Here is an 18,880-nt window from a genome sequence, read left to right as displayed (position 1 = left end):
CTAAACTTCCACTATTCTTCTTTTTATTTTAACTCATCTTTTTGAGACTTTTGACAATTTCTTAGAACTGAAGAAGGAAAGGTGTATTTTTTTATTGACTTACCTATGTATTACGGTAATCACTAAAGAATTAGTGAGTAATGGTTATAGAATATGAATGGTGGGGTACCAAGCAAGGGATTAAATGAACAATTACGTGACATTTTAGATAAGTTAGAACAGGATATCAATCTATTAGATAATCCCGGTTATATTCAACATATAATGTTTCTTCTAGGAGCAGGAGCTGATCCAAATACAACAGGAACCCAAGGTGAAAAAACTCTGTCAGATTACTCAAGTGAAAAATTACGTGACATTTTAAATGAGTTAGCAAGCAATAGCGATCTATTAGATAATTCCAATTATACTCGATATATAATGTTTCTTCTACAAGCAGGAGCTGATCCAAATACAACAGGAACCCAAGGTGAAAAAACTCTGTCAGATTACTCAAGTGAAAAATTACGTGACATTTTAAATGAGTTAGCAATCGATAGAAGTCTATTAGATAATTATGCTCAACATATAATATTTCTTCTAGGAGCAGGAGCTAATCGAGATACACAAAACCGATATGGAAAAACTCTGTCACATTACTTAGATAAAAGATTATCTGATATTTTAGGTTGGTTAGCAATCGATAGAGGTATATTAAATGATTATATTCAACGTATAATGTTTCTTCTACAAGCAGGAGCTAATCCAAATGTACAAAACCAAGATGGAAAAACTCTGTTACATTACGTTGCTGAACGTAACGATACTGACGGTATAGGATTTCTTTTAAAAGCAGGAGCTGATCGAAATGTGCAAGATCAAAGTGGAAAGACTCCATTTGAATATGTTACTGAACATAACTGCCTTCAAGCTTTGAAGGATTTAGGTTGTAGTTCTAATGATGAAACAACTTGTACTAAATTAAGTGATCCGGATCCAGACAAGGATCAGGGCTATTATTCAGATGATTCTCGTAAAAATGAAGGGAATGGCTCCGGTGATGATAATAAAACAGTTCCTACTAAAGATAAAGGGAATTTGACAAATAACTCTAGTAATTACCCTAACAAGCACAATGATGATCAGACACTTCGTGATGATCCAGGGTATAGCTCCGGTGACGATAATAAAACAATTTCTACTGAACCGAGTGATTGTGACCGGAAAGACGAGGATTCGAGCTGTAGTTCAAGTGATCATCTTTTTCTAGAAGACTTACTTTCGATGAAGCTAGAAATACCATTAACTACAAGCGAAGAGGGGCTAATTAAAGATTTTTGTGAGAAGATAAGAGGTATAACAGCACAAAATAAACAAGAATCTGAAGAAAGTATTCTAGAAAGTATTGAGAAAATAGTAAATGAGTACTTGAAGAAAGGAATAAGGTTGAATTCAAGTTGTAATAATGGTAATGAAAATGACAATGGTGATAAAGAAACTGTAACAAGTTTAATACTTGAAGAAATAGAAGGTGTTCTTAATAATCGTGTGAAACCACGCGATGAAACCAGAGCGCGTGAAAGGCAGTCTGATGGTATCGCCGACCAAGACGACGGCAACGAAGATAAAGTTTCAGGCATCATAGAAAGCATCACTAACAAGTTATTGTTAAAAGGTGGGAAAGCAAGACAAAAATTTTTCTCCGGTAATACTGAGCTAGCACAAAATTATGGATCTAATTATATAAATGATCTCTCTAAGAAATATAAAGAAACTAAAGACAAGCTAAAGAGTATAGCATATGAAAGTATTGTAGGCAGAGATAGACAAGCTCAAAAGGGGGAGCCAGAAGAGGTAGACATAGATAATGTATGTTTTTATGTGAAATATTCACAAGATAGTATTATTGAACCTGTGAAAATCTTTAACAAAGCTGAAGATTTAAATTTAAAAGTCGGCATACTTCAAGTTGGGGAGAGTATAGTAAGAGTTGAAGGTACAAAAGATGGAAAAAGAAATTACACAGATGTCTTAGAAAGTAGCATTAAAATGTCTTTTACCACTGAGGCAGGAGAGATTAATATTTATCTAAGTCCTAGTGAGAAAGATAGTAATAAAATAGAAGTAGAAATTGATGATGAGAGTGAAGAAAGGCTTAACAAGTTAAAAGCTGAGAAGAAAAGTTTAGGAGAAAACTGTCTTTTGGGAGGAAAAAGTGTTCTGGAAGCTATAGAAGAGAAAGGTTTTAAGAAAAATGGTAATGTACCTACAGAGTCAATCGAGACTATTAAGGATGTTCCACGTACTGATGTTACGCAAGCTTGTTCGCAGCAAATTAACACAAGAGCTAAAGGCAAATAGCGATCTACCCATTATTGAAATTGTGCCACACAATAATAAGCTCACTCAAAATTGTTCCGATTTGGCAGGGTTATTTTGCCGCACCAAGCGGTATGGCTTTGAGTACGAAATTTTAATGTTCCCAGAAGCCCGTTATGATGATCAGGTGGACAGTACGGTACAATATTTACAATGGATGAGAAAAACTAACACCAGTGCTTTCAGGGTCAGGCCCAACCCTACTTAAGTGGCTAAGATATATCTAACGTAGCTTTATCTTTGCTTTCTGACAGTCTTTGTTGATACTCGTTTATCAGCCTTTCAGGCTCGTTCAATACACTCTGAATACAATATGTTGCACAAGTTATGCTAGAGAGTATAATAAAACTTATATCAAATACTTTACAAGAAAAAGTGGTGGTAGAGGCAAAAGTGAACATTAATAAGAAGGAAAGCGCATGCTAGAGCTTGAAAAAGCAGCAAGAATAAAAAATATTATTGAAAGGTTAAATGGCGTATGATATAATATACATAGTGTAAAAATATAAATAATTTTATTGACATCTTTACGTTAACACTTCTTAAATGTTTAGTACTGTAGAATTAAATTATTAAGTTTTATGAAGGGAGTAAAAATGATGGAAAGCTTTTCAGGTAACAATAAAGACAGTAATTTTATTGAGGGGACAAAAATAATGGAAAATTTTTCAGATAATAACGAAAACGGTAGCTCAATCTTCCAAGGAAAAATCAGGGAGCAAGATTTCTCTGCGGAGCAGAAGTTAAATGAACTGAAAGCAGCCATAGAGAAGCTTGACAGACAAGATTTGCTCAGAAGGCTCGAGTGTGAGCGTCAGGCTTCTAGTTGTATCGATGAAATATCATCTCAAGCAGAGCTACATATCGAAGATGGTGACGTGGGCTACTTCGATTGTGAAAAACCACTCGGAGATTTCTGGAGTTTCTTTGAACCTCTCTTCAACCTCTTTGAAGTAGATGTAGATGATCCGAAAATCTACCAAATGCTCAAGGAGAAGAAAGAAAAAAACCTGATTGCTGCGATAATGAAGTTTTTGCGTGAGAAGCTTAAGGAGTTAATCAAGAAGATTTTTGCACGCGATTTAAGTTTCGATCAGAGGTTGGACAAAGAGATAAAAGAATTGCAGGAGAAATTGGGCAGTGGTGAGTTATCAGAAGAGGAGCTTGCAAGGGTGCTCGAACGTCTACAATTTTTGCAGGATCTGAAACTCAAGTTACAGCTCGCCGTTACCGGATGGATTATTACAATGTTCGCAGAGATTTTTGGAGTTGAGCTAGCAGCTATAGTAGAGGCATCTACAGAAGAAACAACTAAAGCAGAAGATAAAAAAGCAGAAAAAACATCATTAAAGGAAGAAAATAAAGAAGTTCGTGAAGAAATAAAAGTGGATGAAAGAGAAAAACCTAAAGTGCCAGTTTCCCTTTTTGAAGTTTCACCCGGATTTGTAAGGCCGGTTGTTCTGAGCAAGCCAGAACTTGAAATTGTGTCAGATCCTTTGAAACATCTATTGCGTATTACTGAGCTTGAAAGAAAATCTCATGAAAATTCACAAAAACCAGAAAAAGTGGACAAAGAAAAGGAAAAAGCGGAACCGAAGAAAGAGGTGTGTCCACCGAAAGTTCCAGAGAAGAAGCCTGTGGCAAGTGGGATAAAACTTGATTCTAAGCCAAGCGAGTATGTTAATTTTGAAGAAAGGCGTCCAAATACTAGTGTTAATGGAAGAGGAACCACGCCGCCCACTAATGGACAAGGAAACAAGCTTGATAATGGAAAGGAAAACAAGTCTGCTAGACGGCCCGCTGATGAACAAGGAAACAATAATAAAGAGAAGAAAAGCGGGTCTGCTAGTTGCGCAGAAAGCCGTCTAAATGGTAATGTTAATAGTGTTAACAAGGAAGGAATCAAATCTACTAATAAGCAGGAAACGTATGACCCTTACGCTAAGCTTGCAAAAAAAGTTGCTGAAAGGAACACTCAAAGAAAAGAATCTGCCACTATTAAACACGATTATCCAATTGATACTTGGCAAGCTCCATCAGGAACTACTGATAATGGAAAATCTAGTGCTGCTCAGCGTAGTTCTGCAAGTGATGCTAAAGAAAATCCTAAGTCAAAAGTTACTGATGTATTGAATGAACGTGCAGCAAGAGGAAATGGTAATACACTATCGAGATAGCTAGTGCTAGCTACTTATGTGATAAAGAACACCGGATCCCAGTACTGGATGACACCTATGGGTTATTTGTGATGACAAAGGAGGGTAGCCCGTGACGCTGGAATCCAGGATGTACATTAGGTTTGATAAGTGTATGGTTTTATGTTAGAAGGGAGTGTTTTTGATGGAAAAAAAACTGGATCCCAGTGTCTGGGCACTGGGATGACACCCTCTTGGATGGAACCAGCATCAGCTACTTGGATGACGCCTCACCATGTCATTCCAGTGCGTGACACTGGAATCCAGGAGCCAGTGCTTCCTTTTTGTCATTCCAGCGCGTGACACTGGAATCCAGGGGCATATAGATAGATGTCGACAGTTCGTCATTCCGCTACGTGTTAGCGGAATCTATGCTTGAGATACCGCGAATGAATCGCGGTATGACGTAGGGAACTTAGGGTTGCCAATGACTTGTCATTCCAGTGCGTGACACTGGAATCCAGGGGTATATAGATAGATGTCGACAGCTCGTCATTCCGCTACGTGTTAGCGGAATCTCGAAAACTTAAGTTTTATGAAAAAAGAGTGAATAAAATTTATACTAAAAAATATAAAAAAAGTACTTGCACTACAATTTATTTTTAGTATATTAGTTACATAATATTTTTACTGGAGGGTAATATGCCAAATGATAAAAAAAGCAAATCAGGACCTCAACCTGATGGTTCGTGGATTCCAAGTGAAAGGTTAGAATGGATTGGTCCTGATAAGTATAAAAACTACGAGCGGCAACGTGAAAGCAGTAAGCCTAACACACAACTGGGTAGTAGCAGTGCTACTAGTGCCGGTAGTAGTAAAGATAAAGGCAAAAGCAAGTAGTGTTGTTTCTTAACAATTTTTAATAGAGGTAGTTATGGATATAAAAGAGCTGGTTAAAGCGTTTAATTTAAATAATTATACTTGTAATAAGATCAATACTAATTTTACTGTAGAAGGTAAAAAGATTGTTGGTTTATTTGCTAGTAATACTGATACAAAAGAATATCTGCGAGGAATAGGAGAGGAGATAATAAAGCGGCACTATCTTGGTGGAACTGAGGTAGCAAGTAGATATTATAACTTAAACTGTTTCCCATTTGTTCTAGGTGCTAATCCTGATAAAGAGGATTTAGGTAATGGCATAGTGAAAGTGAAGCTTGCAGGCTCTACAAATAATGAAGTGATTCGTAACTTGAAGGTTCATTTTGCTAATGAGTTTGAGAGGGCTGTGGGAGCGAAAGTGGTTGCATGTCTACAAAAAGAAGTAGGGATAACTAAGGAAGAAGCATATGAATGGATGGAAGGAACTGTTAAAACAGGAGCAATAGGTAAGCCTTATTTGTACTGTATAGCTTTTAGCGATGAATACCTTGAGAGGGAATATGATTTAGAGACTTTTGAATTTTTTAAGCAGGCATATATTAAAGAATTTAACTCAAGGTTAGAAAACTGTGGCCTGAAGAGCTCGGACTTTTACGAATATAAAGATGATATGTTATACGTCAAAAACGTTAGCGATAAGGTAATCAAGAGTGTAACAGAATATGTTAAAAAGGAAGTAGCATTTGATTTTAGAACTCCAGGCACAGAAGATTCTAAAGTCGAAAATTTTAAAGATGTTCTTGGCGATTTTATTTTTAAATTGACAGGGAAATCAATTAACGCTTATGATTATGATATTTTTACAGACAAAAAGAAAATAGAGAATGGTAATGATTTTGTCCTTGTACCTTTAACAGAAAGATATAGTGGTCAGCTTGAATTTTTAAAGCATAAGGATGTGTACAAAATTAATATAAAATATCAAAATCTTATAAGTGATATCAGAGGCAAGACTGCAGATCCAGATATTACTAATTCTGAAAACCCAATTTATGCTATCTCTAATGAAAGAATTGCTCAGTTACTTCCTGAAATTATGCAGTCTCCAATTGCATATAGTGAAAGAAACGGACGTTTTGAATTTGCAGTGGATCCTGAAAATTTTAAGAGACGTGGCTCGAGTCGATTCTCCTCAACAGTAAATTCTCCTATACATGCAGGACCGAGTGGACTAAGAACACCGCCCAACCAAAGGAAAAAAGATACAGACAGTGGTTATGATAGTAATTCACCTCCGAAACCTAAGGATTCTGTTGCACATTCTTCAAGTAGCGATCCAAGATCATCCTTTGAAGAGATACAGGAGCCACAGTCGTGTTTTCCCAGGCGAGGGGTGCTGCCGCATAATGTAGGCGCTGCTGAGGTAGGTGCTGCTGAAAGTGGATCAGCAGGGACTAGTGATTGGACTCAGCAAACGAACCCTTGTTTATCACAAGGCACGTCCGAAAATAAATGGATATCGTCAATGCAATTTACTGAACCAGGATTTAGTGGTTTATCATGGAAAGGTGCTAATGAAAGCACGTCAATAGGGAATAGTACTTGGTGGTTGCCATCATCGACTTCTTTTCTTACGACAAGGAATGATTCAATGTCCTCAAGTCTTGGGGTTTTTGCAGATTCTCCAAGTGTTAAAGGTAAGGAGAGCATTTTTAGTGTGGAACCTGAAAAACAGCAAGTTACTGATAAAAGTGATCTTGTGTATCATGTAACTGAAAAATCATCTGTGTCTAAGCCATTTTTTTCATTCCCAACTAGAATAAAAGCAAAAAGTAATCCACCCTCAGGGGTGACTTCTCCTACGCATGAAGGTGCGTCAGGTGGACTAAAACCTCTTACTAGTGACGAGAGGAAGGAACTACGCCCATTTCTTTCTCCTGAGCTGCAGAAGAAGCTAGACTCCAACTCTTTCTCCCCTGGGGAGGAGCAGCATTTATATTTGACGCATACTCCTTCGGGGAAATGCGAGATAACAAAATCTTTCGAGAGTCCAGAAGAGAACTTAATGCGATGTGTAAACGCACAATTACCGTCATCTGATAACCTTAGTTCTGAAAAAGTTAATAGAGATAGTGGCTTTTGTTCTATTGGATCGGCTTCTCCTGCTGTGCCACATAAGGGAAGTGTCTCTTCAGAGCTTAAACATCCGCAACAGGTAAAGCATATGTCAGAAGCTTTGGGGAAATAAATTTAGGTTTTTAGATATACCTTAACCATCTAAGCGTTTTATTAGGGTTGGGGCCAAAGTCCCTGACCCTGAAAGCACTGGTGTTAATTTTTCTCATCCATTGTAAATATTGTACCGTACTGTCCACCTGATCATCATAACGGGCTTCTGGGAACATTAAAATTTCGTACTCGAAATCGCTGAGCCATACTGCTTGATGCGGCAGAAAAATCCTGCCAGACTCTATAGTCGGAACAATTTGATAAAATCGAGTGAGTTTGTCATTGTGTGGCACTATTTCAATAATCGGTAGATCGCTATTTGCCTTTAGCTCTTGTGTTAATTGCTGACCACTTGTTTTTGCTTCGATCAAAATTGCATGTGGTGCCCATCTTGCAGCTAGTGACAGAACTTGCTCTTTAAGCTTTGGATACTCAAGCTTTGCTCGATATACATCAAGTAAATAGAATTTATTATCTATTTTTGCCCAGGTGGTGCAGACGCTAAAGTCGCTGGAATCGTTTGTTGAAACTGCAGTGTCCCAGCTTTGTGTTACATGTGAGAGATTATCAGGGAAATTTTTATAGCGCTTTAGCCACTCTTGTTTAATTATACCGCTTGAAAGCGGCAGGGGGTTTTGTTGATATTGAGCAGCAAAAGCGTAACTCCCGAGTTCAACTTTTATCATCTCAACTTCTTCTCTTCCTCCCTCCAGGGGATATAATAACTCATTCTCTTCTCTTGAGTATAATACTCTTGCAGGTAGTGTCATTCCAGCACTTGATGCTGGAATCCAGTCTTTTGCGGTTGAATTTTCTGGATCCCAGTGTCTGGGCACTGGGATGACAGGAGGGGGGGTTGGAATGACACCAGTATGGTTATTAATTGAATAAATAACCTCCTTATTTTCAGAAATCATTGGCAAACAAATGTGATGCCATATGTTTTTTGGCTTGGATAAGAGGTGCCCAGTTAAGTCTTCCAGGTGGAGCCTATGCATCACAAGCACAATTACTCCTTTTTTTCTATCGTTGAGTCTCGTTACTAAAGTCTGATCGAACCAGTTTGTAACACGCTTTCTAAACGTTTCACTCAAAGCTTGAGCAGGGTTAAGCGGATCATCCACAATAATAAGATCACCACCTTCACCTGTTAACGTCCCTCCAACTGATGTTGCGATTCTGTATCCTCTCTGCACTGTTTGGAATTTATATTTAGTGTTCTGGTCTTTGGATAATTTTACCTCTGGAAACAGCTCTTTATACCAATCCGATTGCATTACGCACCTGGTGTCAAGCGAGTGCTTTTCGCTGAGCAGCCGAGAATAACTTGCAACTATTATTCTTGCGGTTGGCTGATTTCCCAGTATCCATGCGGGCCACGCAACGCTTATGCACATGGACTTCATTGAACGCGGAGGCATATTGAATATTATGCGCCTTACTTCGCCAGCATTCGCTGCTTTCAGCCTGTCTTCTATGACTTTTATGTACTGATAATCATTATACTCACATCCCGGCACCACCGTTTGAAAGCACAGTTCAATGAATTTTAGGAAGTTGATTTTGTTCATGTGTATATTTTAGTAAATGTTCTTACAAGTAGCTGACACTGGAATGACATCCTTTGGTTTTTATATATGGTTATGCAATAAATCTAATGTAGATTTGATTTATTTGATAAGATTGAAGTAGCTATAATGGCAAACGCTACTGCTTTGTGAATTTAGTAAATAACCTACGAAAAGTGCTATTTCTTTAACTTTATTGAAGTAAAAAACTGATTTCCATTGCGGTAAATGAGCAACATTATTGAATCTTTACCGTTTTTCTTTACTGCTGAATCAACTTGTTTTTGAAAATCATTAGTATTTTCTATATCGGTTCCATCTAATTGGATAATAATGTCTCCTTTTTTAATACCACGCAGCGTGGCATTACTGTTACTATCTACATTAATAACTATCACACCTTTTGTAGGATTACTTTCTTTTGATTCTTTTGGCAGGTTTGAAACAGTTAAACCAGTTATGTAATCGGATGTTGATTTATTTTCTTCTTGATTATTACCTTGACCATCATTTGCAGATTCTTCAATCACAACCTTAATATTGACCTCTTTGCCCTTTCTAAGTAACTTAATTTGTACTTTTTTTCCAGGTTCAGTTCTTGAAACCATTTGAGGCAGTTGTGTCATTCTATCAATTTTTTTATCATCAAATTCTAATAATATGTCACCCACCTTAATTCCACCTTTTTCTGCAGGGCTATCCTTTACTATACTTGCAACCAGTGCACCTTTTGTATCTTTTAAACCCAAAGACTCAGCAAATTCTTTCGTTATAGGCTGAACTTGCACACCAAGCCAACCATGTTTTATTTTTTTGCCACTTTTTAATGTGTCAATAATTGACATAGCTAAATTAGATGGTATAGCAAAGCCTATACCCACGTTACCGCCAGACTCAGATGGGGAATAGATAGCGGTGTTAATGCCTATAACTTTTCCATTTAAATCAAATAATGGCCCTCCAGAGTTGCCTCTATTAATTGCAGCATCAGTTTGAATAAATTCATTCATAGTGCCGATACTAATGTCTCTGGACCTTGCAGATATAATTCCTGTGCTTACAGAGCTACCCAAACCAAATGGGTTACCTATTGCAATAACTGTATCGCCAACCCTTGCTGTATCAGAATTACTAAATGCAACAAAAGGAAGATCTTTATTAGAATGAACCTTAAGCACAGCAAGATCAGTTCTTGCATCATAGCCTAAAACTTCTGCTTTGAAATAAGTATTATCGTTCATAGTAACTGTGATATCTTGGGCGTTTTTAATAACGTGATAATTGGTTACTATAGTTCCACCTTTATCTATAATAAACCCAGAACCAAGCAGCACCACCTCTCTGTTAACACTAGGGCCCCTATCCATAAAAAACTGATCAAAATGCTCAAAAAATTCTCTAAAATCATCAAAGAAATTATTTCTTGGCATAAAAGGGATTTTAGTTCTATTGTTACTTTCTTGTTTGATTATTTGTTCGCTTGAAATATTTACAACCGCAGGAATGAGTTCTTCCACTAAATCGGCAAGTCCTTGATTACAGTTACATGCAGTAGTGCTAGCATCAACGACCTTTTTTGCATTCCAATCAAACATATTAGCGTATGAAGAAAACGCAATTAGAAAATATGCAAATATAGATAAAATAAATGCCTTACTTTTCATAAATTATTTCCATCCTTTGTTTAAAATATCTAAAAAGTTATTGTTTGGTGAAAGTACAAATTTAGTATTATTTTCGGCAAATGATTTACTGTAAGCGCTCATAGAGCGATAAAAGTTAAAAAACTCTTCATCAACCTTAAATGCCTCATTATAAATTCTAGTTGCTTCAGCATAACCACGGCCCCTTATTTCATATGATTCTTTTACTGCACTGGAGATAATTTCCCTTTTTAATTTATCAGCTTTTGATCTAACTTCCTGCCCAGCTTGCTCTCCTTCTGCTCTAATTTCTTTTGCTTCTTTTTCCCTTTCAGTTTGCATACGGCGAAATATTGCAGAACTATTTTCTTCTGGTAAATCTGCTCTCTTAATTCTTACGTCTATTATTTCTATGCCAAATTTTTCAGCTTCAGAATAAACTCCACGCTGAATCAATTGCATAACCTCTGATCTTTTTTCGTTCAACAAACTAATCAACGAAAATCTGCCTATATTTTCTCTTATGTGTGCTTCTATAACCGGATACAATCTTCTAACCAGCCCTGATTCATTCCTCACAGCCTGGTAAAAAGTAACAGGATTTGTTATTTTATATTTTGCATACGCATCTACTATAATACGTTTTTGATCCGCTGTTATCACTTCCCTTGGGATCTTATCAGGACTTAAATCTAAAACTCTTTTATCAAGAAACTCTACACTGTTTATGAATGGTAACTTAAAATATAAGCCACTTTCCCTAACATCTCTTACAACTTTACCGAGTTGTATAACTATCGCTTGCTTTGTTTCTTGCACAACAAATATTGAATTAAATAAAACAATCAATAAAACAACAAATACAGAAACAAAAACAATTTTAATATTACTACTCATGGTTATTTCCCTAAATTTTTAAGAGGTAAATAAGAAAACATACCTTTCAGATCATCAGTTACAACAACTTTGTCTACCTTACTGAAAATATTTTCCATAGTTTCAAGATAAATACGATTCTTAACGAGAGAAGGATTCTGTCTATATTCCTCATAAAGAGATAAAAAGCGATTTGCATTACCTTTTGCTTCATTTATTACTTCATTCTCATATGCCTCTGCATCTAATTTTATCTTTATCGCTTCACCCTTTGCTCGAGGTATAATATCATTATTATAAGCGTATGCTTCGTTTATAGTACGCTCTTTGTCTGCACGAGCACTTTGTACATCTCTAAACGAACTGATTACTTTTTCTGGTGGATCAATTTTTTTCATTTGAACAGATAAAATCTCTATGCCCATTTGGTATCCATCAAGAATCTGCTGCAATAGAATTCTAGTATCTCTAGAAATTTCTGGTCTGCCTTGACCAAGTGCAAAAGAGATCGTGTTTTTACCTATTATTTCTCTCATGGCACTTTCAGCAGCATTTTTAACACTGAAACCGGGTTTGTAATCCCGCACTTTGAATAAATAGTCCTTAGCATCTCTAACGCGCCACTGAACCTCGAAGTTAACGTTGACTATATTTTCATCTCCAGTTAGCATCACACCTTCACCGCGATCTGTGTCTCGCCCATAAGAATTACTTACCCCAATTTCTTCACGATTTACTTCCTTAACATTCACTTTAAAAACCTTGCCAATAGGGTAGGGGAAGTGATAACGCAAACCAGGTGTTTCTGTATTAGAATATTTACCAAAGGTAAGTTCTATACTTTCCTCACTAGGATGGACAATATAAAAGCCAGTGCAAGCATAGAACAGTAAAATAATGAAAATGATGAAATAAGGTTTTTTGCCCCTGTTTCTGGTTAATCCATTAAGAAAGAACCTTACATCAGATACAGCTTTACTTAAAATATCTTCATTATTAGGAGTTTTGTTCCCTACCGGTTTCTTTCCCAGATTCCAAGGATTATTCTCATCAAACATAATGATTGATTCTATAATTAATACGCTAATATTACTTCTTTAATAAGAAAATGCAAACATAAATTGCTATTTTATTTACAAATTAATCATCAGGATGGAAAACATGATCGTACACTTCCTTTTCTCTATGTAGTATGGTCGACTCTATAGAATTTTCTGGCTTTTTTTTGAATTCTTTGTTGTCACTCTTTAAGTGCACTACGTCTTCGTGAAAATGGGAATTATACCTAAATAGTAAAGCTATTATTATTAAAGTTATAACAGCCAAAAAGATGAGTGCCCTTTTTATGCACCTCATAAATACTCCGGCTTCTTGACCTAATTTTCTACGCTTCCAAAAAACACGTCAAGCAGAATTATTCAAAGACAAATGAACATTAACAGCCAAATTAACACTAACTTAAGAATCGAGGGTGTACAATATGAATATATTTAATTAATAGTGAGGTTTAAAATGTTACCTAATAATGAAACAAATTCAAATGTTGTTGAAATACAACAACTTCAACAACAAAATAATTCTACGCCTTCTTCAGAGGATTTATTAAAACAAAAAATAGAATCATTGGGGAAAGAAATAAAATCATTACAAAAGCAGGGTCGATTGGACCGTGGTATTTTTAGGTTGGGAGCAATTGGCTTCATATCTTATCTTGTTGCAACCAACTGGTCAGCAATTGCTTCTGCTTTTTCAACTACAGGAACAGCTACAGTCGCTGCAGGAACAGCTGCTGTACCAATAGCTGGAATTGTAATTGGAGCAGTAGTAGGAGCTATTGTTTTGGTTGGTGCTTCTTATGCAATGTGGAAATATAGAGCACAAATAAAAGAAGGCTTCAAATATGCTGCAGAAAAGACAGTTGATGGGGCGAAGTATATTGGCGGAAAAATTAGAGATGGTGCTGTATATTCCAAAAACAAGGTAAAAGAGGGTTATGAATATTCGGCAGCTTCACTAGAAAGAGGTGTTAGCTTCGTAGGTGAAAAAGTAAAGAAAGGAGCAAGTCGTGTGACTGAGGCAGCGGCAAATAAGTTATATAATGCGGCTGGTAGCGAGAATTATTCAGACAGAATAAATGATGAGCTTGTTCCTGATTCATCACAAAAGAAGAAAATTCAAGAAATAAAAGGGGATCTCAAGGCAATTTTTGCTGACAAAGGAAATAATTCTGGGTTAGTAAAAAATATACTTTCTGGAATATCGTCAAAAATTGATTTAAAAATGGCAGAGGAAGCAAAATTAGGATGGAAAGAGTATACTCCTAAGTGGCAAGTACAGAAAGAATTCATTCATAATTTAAATGAAAAAAGTTTGTATAGCTTGTTAACAAAAAGGTCATTGCCTAAGTATAGGTATTTCATCGACAGTGTTTTCTCTGACCATTATGATGAAATTAAGGAGGTTATTAAAGAATGTAAAGAAAGTCATTTGTATTCAAGCGTAAGCAATATGTTCAACAAAGCTGAGAAAAGAGCTAACAGGCCTTCTTTCAAAAGTTTAACTAGGTCTATATCGTCATCATTGTCTTCACTAGGAAGAAAAGACTCTACACAATCAACTAGCAGTTTATCAGAAAGCAGTTCAATGAGTTCACTAGATTCTGTAAGGACTGACAGTACTATTAGCAGCGAAGCGGAATTGTTCAATCCTGCGAAGCATAAAGAAGTGAAAACAACTGCTCCATTTAAATTGCCATTATGGTTGGGGGGTAAAAAAGCACCAGAAGAAACTACTAATGTTAAATATCAAGTTCTTTCTGAATCAGACACGTTGTCTAGACAAGTAGGAAAGAGCACTTTTTACGTTGATACTCCTATTCCCATTGAAAATACTGGTAAAACTGCAACAGCAGGAGGAAGACTTTCTGGTAAGCAGCCTATTCCAGTTACTCCACCAAAGGTATCAAGAAGCTCTTCTACTGATAGTAGAATGGGTTCTGGTTCTTCTACGCCAAAAAGTCCTTCTCTAGAAGACTTAAGTAAAGCTCGTGCAGAACTGAAAAAAACAGGTTATCTGGGCAAAATGGTGGAACAGCCTTCTACGTGTAAGTCTGAAGTTTACATTGAACCACAGCAGCCAGGAGTTACATCTGGTAAGTAGCATAAACAAAACCACTCACTTTCTCCAAAGGATGTTACTCAATGAGTAACATCCTTTTTTTGTTTTTAAACTATAGAAAAATCCCAGCGTTATGCGCACAAACGTATGAACATTGTGATTTCTCCACTAGGGAAGGTGTCATCCCAGTGCCTTGACTACTTGGATCCAGGAATTTTGTTAAGTTGGGAAGCATAAAAGTAGCCGTTTTATGTTAAAATACAACATTTTGATGATTATGAAAAGGCTGGATTCCAGCGTCAAGCGCTGGAATGACATGGTGAGGCGTCATCCTGCTGCTCCTTTCTTGCCATCCCAGTAGCCTCCTTTCTTGCCATCCCAGTAGCCTCCTTTTTTGTCATCCCAATACCCCCTCTGTCATCCCAGCGCCCTCTCTTGTCATCCCAGCGCCCTCTCTTGTCATCCCAGCGCCCTCTCTTGTCATCCCAGTGCGTGACACTGGGATCTAGCCATTTCACGCAATCCCATCGAAAACGCTGTGTTTTAAAAAATGTTAGCCACTTTCATGTTTACCAACTTAGTGCTCAATCAAAATTCCTAGATCCCAGTGTCACGCACTGGGATGACAAGAGAGGGCGCTGGGATGACAGAAGAGAGCACTCGGATGACAGGGGAAGGAGGCACTGGAATGACAGAAGAGAGTGCTGGAATGACAGAAAAATCTAATCTATTTTCTCTTGATGAATAAACCTAAGTGGAGTATAGTAGAAATGCATTTACGTAGATTCTAATGAATAATTTAGTTTTGATTTATACAACTTTTTCAAGTTTGAAGGAGGCTAAAACTGTTTCTGAGGAATTGTTAAACGAGAAATTAATTGTATGTGTAAATATATTTCCTGAAGTGAATTCTCTGTATTTATGGGAAGGTAAAATTAGTAATAGTTGTGAAGTAGTAGCAATTATGAAGAGCAAAAATGATCAAGTTGATAAAATTGTAGAAAAAATCGAAGCAATGCATTCTTATGATCAGCCAGCTATTGCTGTGATGTCCATAGAAAAAGCAAATAAATCTTTTACTAATTGGGCTAATAGTGTTATTGATGTAAGTAGTATTGGGGTGTAGCCAAGTGGTAAGGCAGCGGTTTTTGATACCGTCACGCGAAGGTTCGAATCCTTCCACCCCAGCCATATTGAAGTGGGTGTGAAATGATATCACTTTTCTATAAATTAAGATTATTGAATTATATATTAGGTAGTCTAAAAGATATAATTGTGAAACTGTTTCTCTTCACAATGTATCTTTACACATCCAGCATTGTGCTCATGTTTCTCAGCAATGGTTTTTGGTATGCTGTAGAATTTGGTTCTTTCAAAAATGCGTTTTACCATTTATTTCAATATTGCAAGTGGTATTATGAAAATAGGGAAGACCTCGGTTACGGAATTTCTATTCGAATATTAGTAGCATTCCTTACTCCGCATTTTCTCTATAAGTTGTTCCTTAGCACAGGCTGGAAGTCTTTTTTAAAGGAAAAGATAGTGCAGATACTCAGCACAAGAAGAAAAAAGGGTAGTGAGTTCAGTAACAGTAGTAAACCAAGTGGCAGTAGTTATAGTGATAAGAATAATTACAGCAATAACAGTGAGCATCACGCTCAAGATGCAAAGCGAAAAGTAAACATAATAAAGCAGCTATTAATCAAAGATATAGAGGCAACTATAGATAGGAGATTGAATGATATTTTTTCCGGTAAAAGGAGTAAACCTCATTAAAAAGGCTTTATCTAGTAAGGCTTTTTAAGATTGGCTGTATTTTGTTTTTTACGTATACCGGATCACAATCAGCCAATATACATGTGTGTGCAAAATCTTGACTAAAGTCCGATAACCAAGAAATCGCCTTACGTTTCTCTACCAAGCTTTCTGTTTTTTTACAGTGACTTGCTGCATCAGTCATTGCCTGCGCTATTACTGATTTCCACAGCAAATAATACCTTTGTATATCATCTGACGTACTATTTGTTTCATAGTGGTTAAAAAATTCTTTAAAATTGAAGTTGTTTGACATAATGATACCTCTTTGGATTGAAATTTGAAATGATTTGAGTTTATGTCGCCACAGCAGATCCCGCTAACAAGTAGCGGGATGACGATTGTCAGGGTGTCATCCCAGTGCCTCTCTATAATGTCATCCCAGTAGCCCCTATAATGTCATCCGAGTAGCTGACACTGGGATCTCATTTCACTCTATAATAGCAGTGCTCCTTTCTTGTCATCCCAGTACTGATTAGCTATAAAATTTAAGAAATTTACCAAATAAAAAAAAAGGCAAAAGAAGCCCCGTGGTTGGCTAATTACTTACATTATACTTTCAAGTATGGCGTTTTTTTATTCTAAACGCTTAATAACCGCGATTTAGCTGCTTTTTAATGCAACTAACCTTTAGTCATAAATGTTTAAGAAATTTACTAAACAGAAAAAAAGGCAAAAGAAACCCTAGGGTAGCTAGTTATTCACTATCCATTTTTTAAGTTGGCGTTTTTTGATGTTTTAAATGCTTTATAAGCGTATTTCAGCTTGTATAGGTAAAAACCTAGAAATTTGATAAAGACATAGAGTGCACATAGTGCAAAAAATTAAACATGAGACGCCAAATACGTTGAGTTTTTTTGTCATTTAATCTGTACAGAGAAGATAAATAAATAGCTTCAGTTTCATAATAAGGGGCTGGCGGAGTTTGTCAAGTAAGTTTTTTCGTTTCTATGTTGTCAGCTACTTGCATGACACCATTTGTTGTAAACTCACTTTTTCTTGATTTTTTGGTTTATCTTGTCTACCTATTTTGCCACTCTGCTAAACGGATACCTACTGAATAACAGTAAGATTTTTCAATCCTGTTCCACAGCAAATTTTAGTGCCATGTGAGTAGTTATAGTGCTGTTAACAATCAAAACGACAAAAATTAACATGGTGATTAGTAGTGTATAAATATTCAAGGACAAATTTTCAAATTGAGTTAGCATTTTAAAATACACAAAGGTTGGCATTATCATTGGCAAAACAAGAATTTGCGATACTCCTGATGCTAAGTTGTTTCGACCAATCATCAATGCATTTCCAGTAGCTGAAATATTAATGATTATCAGCGTATTAAATAATAAAGACACTCCAACTGCTATTGAGTGTTCAATACTATTGCCTAGAACTGCAAAGCTGAATATGGAAGAAACCACTGAAATCGGTAGCCCAAATAATAACCAGTGAGCGAAAATTTTATAAGCAACTATAAGCCTAGAAGAGAGTGGCTGTACAAAGATTTGCTCTAATATTCCATCATGATAATCAGATGTAAACAAATTATTTGTAGAGATCTGCAAAACAAATGTAGCACATATCCATGTTAATGTTAACATAACTTCTTGTTTATTGTTGTTTTCAAGTGTAAATGAAGATAAACTTAACATTATAATAAAAATACATACTATATAGGTAAGGTTCTTACCATCTATTACTAATTTTTTTACTAAGTCGATCATACTAGGCTTTTAAATGTTTATTATAAATTATAGTGTTTACTTTGAGGGTAGTATAATTTTTTGTTCATAAGTTATATAGGTTTTATTATTTTTTTGATAATGCAATTATGGAAAAGTTACCGAAAATAAAGTCACCAGAGGATTATACTCCTTCAGAAGATGAAGAATATATGAGCGTAAAACAACTGGAATACTTCAGCTTAAAGTTACAATCAATACTCGCTGAGTTGGAGAAACAAGAACTAGAAGATAATAGTATTGATACATACTATTCTGATGGAGATAGTGGAAATGAGGAATTAATCAAGCGCCGAAAAGATAGAAAAGAAAAGATTAAGGAGGCGTTAGAAAAAATAAAATTAGGCACTTATGGTTACTGCGATGGAACAGGAGAAGAAATAGGAGTCGAAAGACTTAAAGCTAATCCGCTTGCTATATATTGTATTGAAGAGCAAGAGAGAGTAGAAAAAGAAAAGAACGTGTACAACATTAACGATTAATTTACACATAAGTGGTGAGCCATTGGGCTTCAA

Annotated in this window: 17 protein-coding genes and 1 tRNA gene; 11 read left to right on the top strand and 7 right to left on the bottom strand. The window is 36.2% G+C overall.

Annotated elements, in window-relative coordinates:
* The first annotated feature begins 153 nt into the window (after window positions 1-153).
* The 5 genes from NMD99_RS04825 (at window position 154) to NMD99_RS04800 (ending at window position 7,623) form a co-directional block, all read left to right on the top strand.
* A complete protein-coding gene (locus NMD99_RS04825) occupies window positions 154-2,340 on the top strand; it encodes an ankyrin repeat domain-containing protein (protein WP_265016692.1) in 2,187 nt (728 codons plus the stop codon).
* Window positions 2,341-2,954: 614 nt separating this feature from the next.
* The gene (locus NMD99_RS04815) at window positions 2,955-4,535 is read left to right on the top strand and encodes a hypothetical protein (RefSeq protein WP_309165686.1); all 1,581 of its coding nucleotides are present in this window, start codon (window positions 2,955-2,957) and stop codon (window positions 4,533-4,535) included.
* 141 nt (window positions 4,536-4,676) lie between these two features.
* Window positions 4,677-4,856: a hypothetical protein gene (locus tag NMD99_RS04810; protein WP_264687821.1), complete on the top strand. Its 180-nt coding sequence runs from the start codon at window positions 4,677-4,679 to the stop codon at window positions 4,854-4,856.
* 339 nt (window positions 4,857-5,195) lie between these two features.
* Complete coding sequence (locus tag NMD99_RS04805; protein WP_253309710.1) at window positions 5,196-5,393, top strand: hypothetical protein; 198 nt, start codon at window positions 5,196-5,198, stop codon at window positions 5,391-5,393.
* A gap of 34 nt (window positions 5,394-5,427) precedes the next feature.
* Window positions 5,428-7,623, top strand: a complete 2,196-nt coding sequence (locus NMD99_RS04800) for a hypothetical protein (RefSeq protein WP_309165684.1) — start codon at window positions 5,428-5,430, stop codon at window positions 7,621-7,623.
* Between the two features lie 10 nt (window positions 7,624-7,633).
* Here the strand turns inward: NMD99_RS04800 and terL are convergent, their stop codons facing one another.
* The 5 genes from terL to NMD99_RS04775 form a co-directional block, all read right to left on the bottom strand.
* Window positions 7,634-9,175 carry a phage terminase large subunit gene (gene terL / locus NMD99_RS04795; RefSeq protein WP_265017484.1) on the bottom strand — a complete coding sequence of 514 codons (1,542 nt, stop codon included), beginning with the start codon at window positions 9,173-9,175 and terminating at the stop codon, window positions 7,634-7,636.
* 176 nt (window positions 9,176-9,351) lie between these two features.
* Window positions 9,352-10,836: a DegQ family serine endoprotease gene (locus NMD99_RS04790; protein WP_253309713.1), complete on the bottom strand. Its 1,485-nt coding sequence runs from the start codon at window positions 10,834-10,836 to the stop codon at window positions 9,352-9,354.
* A gap of 3 nt (window positions 10,837-10,839) precedes the next feature.
* The gene (gene hflC, locus NMD99_RS04785; protein ID WP_010962867.1) at window positions 10,840-11,712 is read right to left on the bottom strand and encodes a protease modulator HflC; all 873 of its coding nucleotides are present in this window, start codon (window positions 11,710-11,712) and stop codon (window positions 10,840-10,842) included.
* A gap of 2 nt (window positions 11,713-11,714) precedes the next feature.
* Window positions 11,715-12,749: an FtsH protease activity modulator HflK gene (gene hflK, locus NMD99_RS04780; protein WP_309165664.1), complete on the bottom strand. Its 1,035-nt coding sequence runs from the start codon at window positions 12,747-12,749 to the stop codon at window positions 11,715-11,717.
* Between the two features lie 82 nt (window positions 12,750-12,831).
* On the bottom strand, window positions 12,832-13,047 hold the full coding sequence (locus NMD99_RS04775; protein ID WP_264687826.1) for a hypothetical protein: 216 nt from the start codon (window positions 13,045-13,047) through the stop codon (window positions 12,832-12,834).
* A gap of 156 nt (window positions 13,048-13,203) precedes the next feature.
* Here NMD99_RS04775 and NMD99_RS04770 point away from each other — a divergent pair, with 156 nt between their 5' ends.
* From NMD99_RS04770 to NMD99_RS04750, 5 genes are all read left to right on the top strand, one after another.
* Window positions 13,204-14,850, top strand: a complete 1,647-nt coding sequence (locus NMD99_RS04770) for an actin-bundling T4SS effector WalE1 family protein (protein ID WP_309165663.1) — start codon at window positions 13,204-13,206, stop codon at window positions 14,848-14,850.
* A 565-nt stretch (window positions 14,851-15,415) separates the two neighbouring features.
* Entirely contained in the window at window positions 15,416-15,556 is a 141-nt protein-coding gene (locus NMD99_RS04765; RefSeq protein ID WP_309165662.1) for a hypothetical protein, read from the top strand.
* 42 nt (window positions 15,557-15,598) lie between these two features.
* Window positions 15,599-15,934 (top strand): divalent-cation tolerance protein CutA, encoded by a 336-nt coding sequence (gene cutA, locus NMD99_RS04760; RefSeq protein ID WP_253309717.1) that lies wholly within the window; start codon window positions 15,599-15,601, stop codon window positions 15,932-15,934.
* Window positions 15,925-15,999, top strand: a tRNA-Gln gene (locus tag NMD99_RS04755). Before cutA ends, NMD99_RS04755 begins: the two co-directional genes overlap by 10 nt.
* 18 nt (window positions 16,000-16,017) lie before the next feature.
* Window positions 16,018-16,584, top strand: a complete 567-nt coding sequence (locus NMD99_RS04750) for a hypothetical protein (protein ID WP_309165660.1) — start codon at window positions 16,018-16,020, stop codon at window positions 16,582-16,584.
* A 7-nt stretch (window positions 16,585-16,591) separates the two neighbouring features.
* On the opposite strand, the gene NMD99_RS04745 is transcribed toward NMD99_RS04750, so the two are convergent.
* A complete protein-coding gene (locus NMD99_RS04745; protein ID WP_264687830.1) occupies window positions 16,592-16,879 on the bottom strand; it encodes a hypothetical protein in 288 nt (95 codons plus the stop codon).
* Between the two features lie 820 nt (window positions 16,880-17,699).
* Complete coding sequence (locus tag NMD99_RS04740; protein WP_253309720.1) at window positions 17,700-18,347, bottom strand: heme exporter protein CcmB; 648 nt, start codon at window positions 18,345-18,347, stop codon at window positions 17,700-17,702.
* 107 nt (window positions 18,348-18,454) lie between these two features.
* Here NMD99_RS04740 and NMD99_RS04735 point away from each other — a divergent pair, with 107 nt between their 5' ends.
* Complete coding sequence (locus NMD99_RS04735; RefSeq protein ID WP_253302608.1) at window positions 18,455-18,847, top strand: TraR/DksA family transcriptional regulator; 393 nt, start codon at window positions 18,455-18,457, stop codon at window positions 18,845-18,847.
* Window positions 18,848-18,880: the final 33 nt, after the last annotated feature.

The organism is Wolbachia endosymbiont of Listronotus oregonensis (assembly GCF_031205055.1).
Classification (GTDB): domain Bacteria; phylum Pseudomonadota; class Alphaproteobacteria; order Rickettsiales; family Anaplasmataceae; genus Wolbachia.
This window is presented reverse-complemented; position numbering and strand designations above follow the sequence as displayed.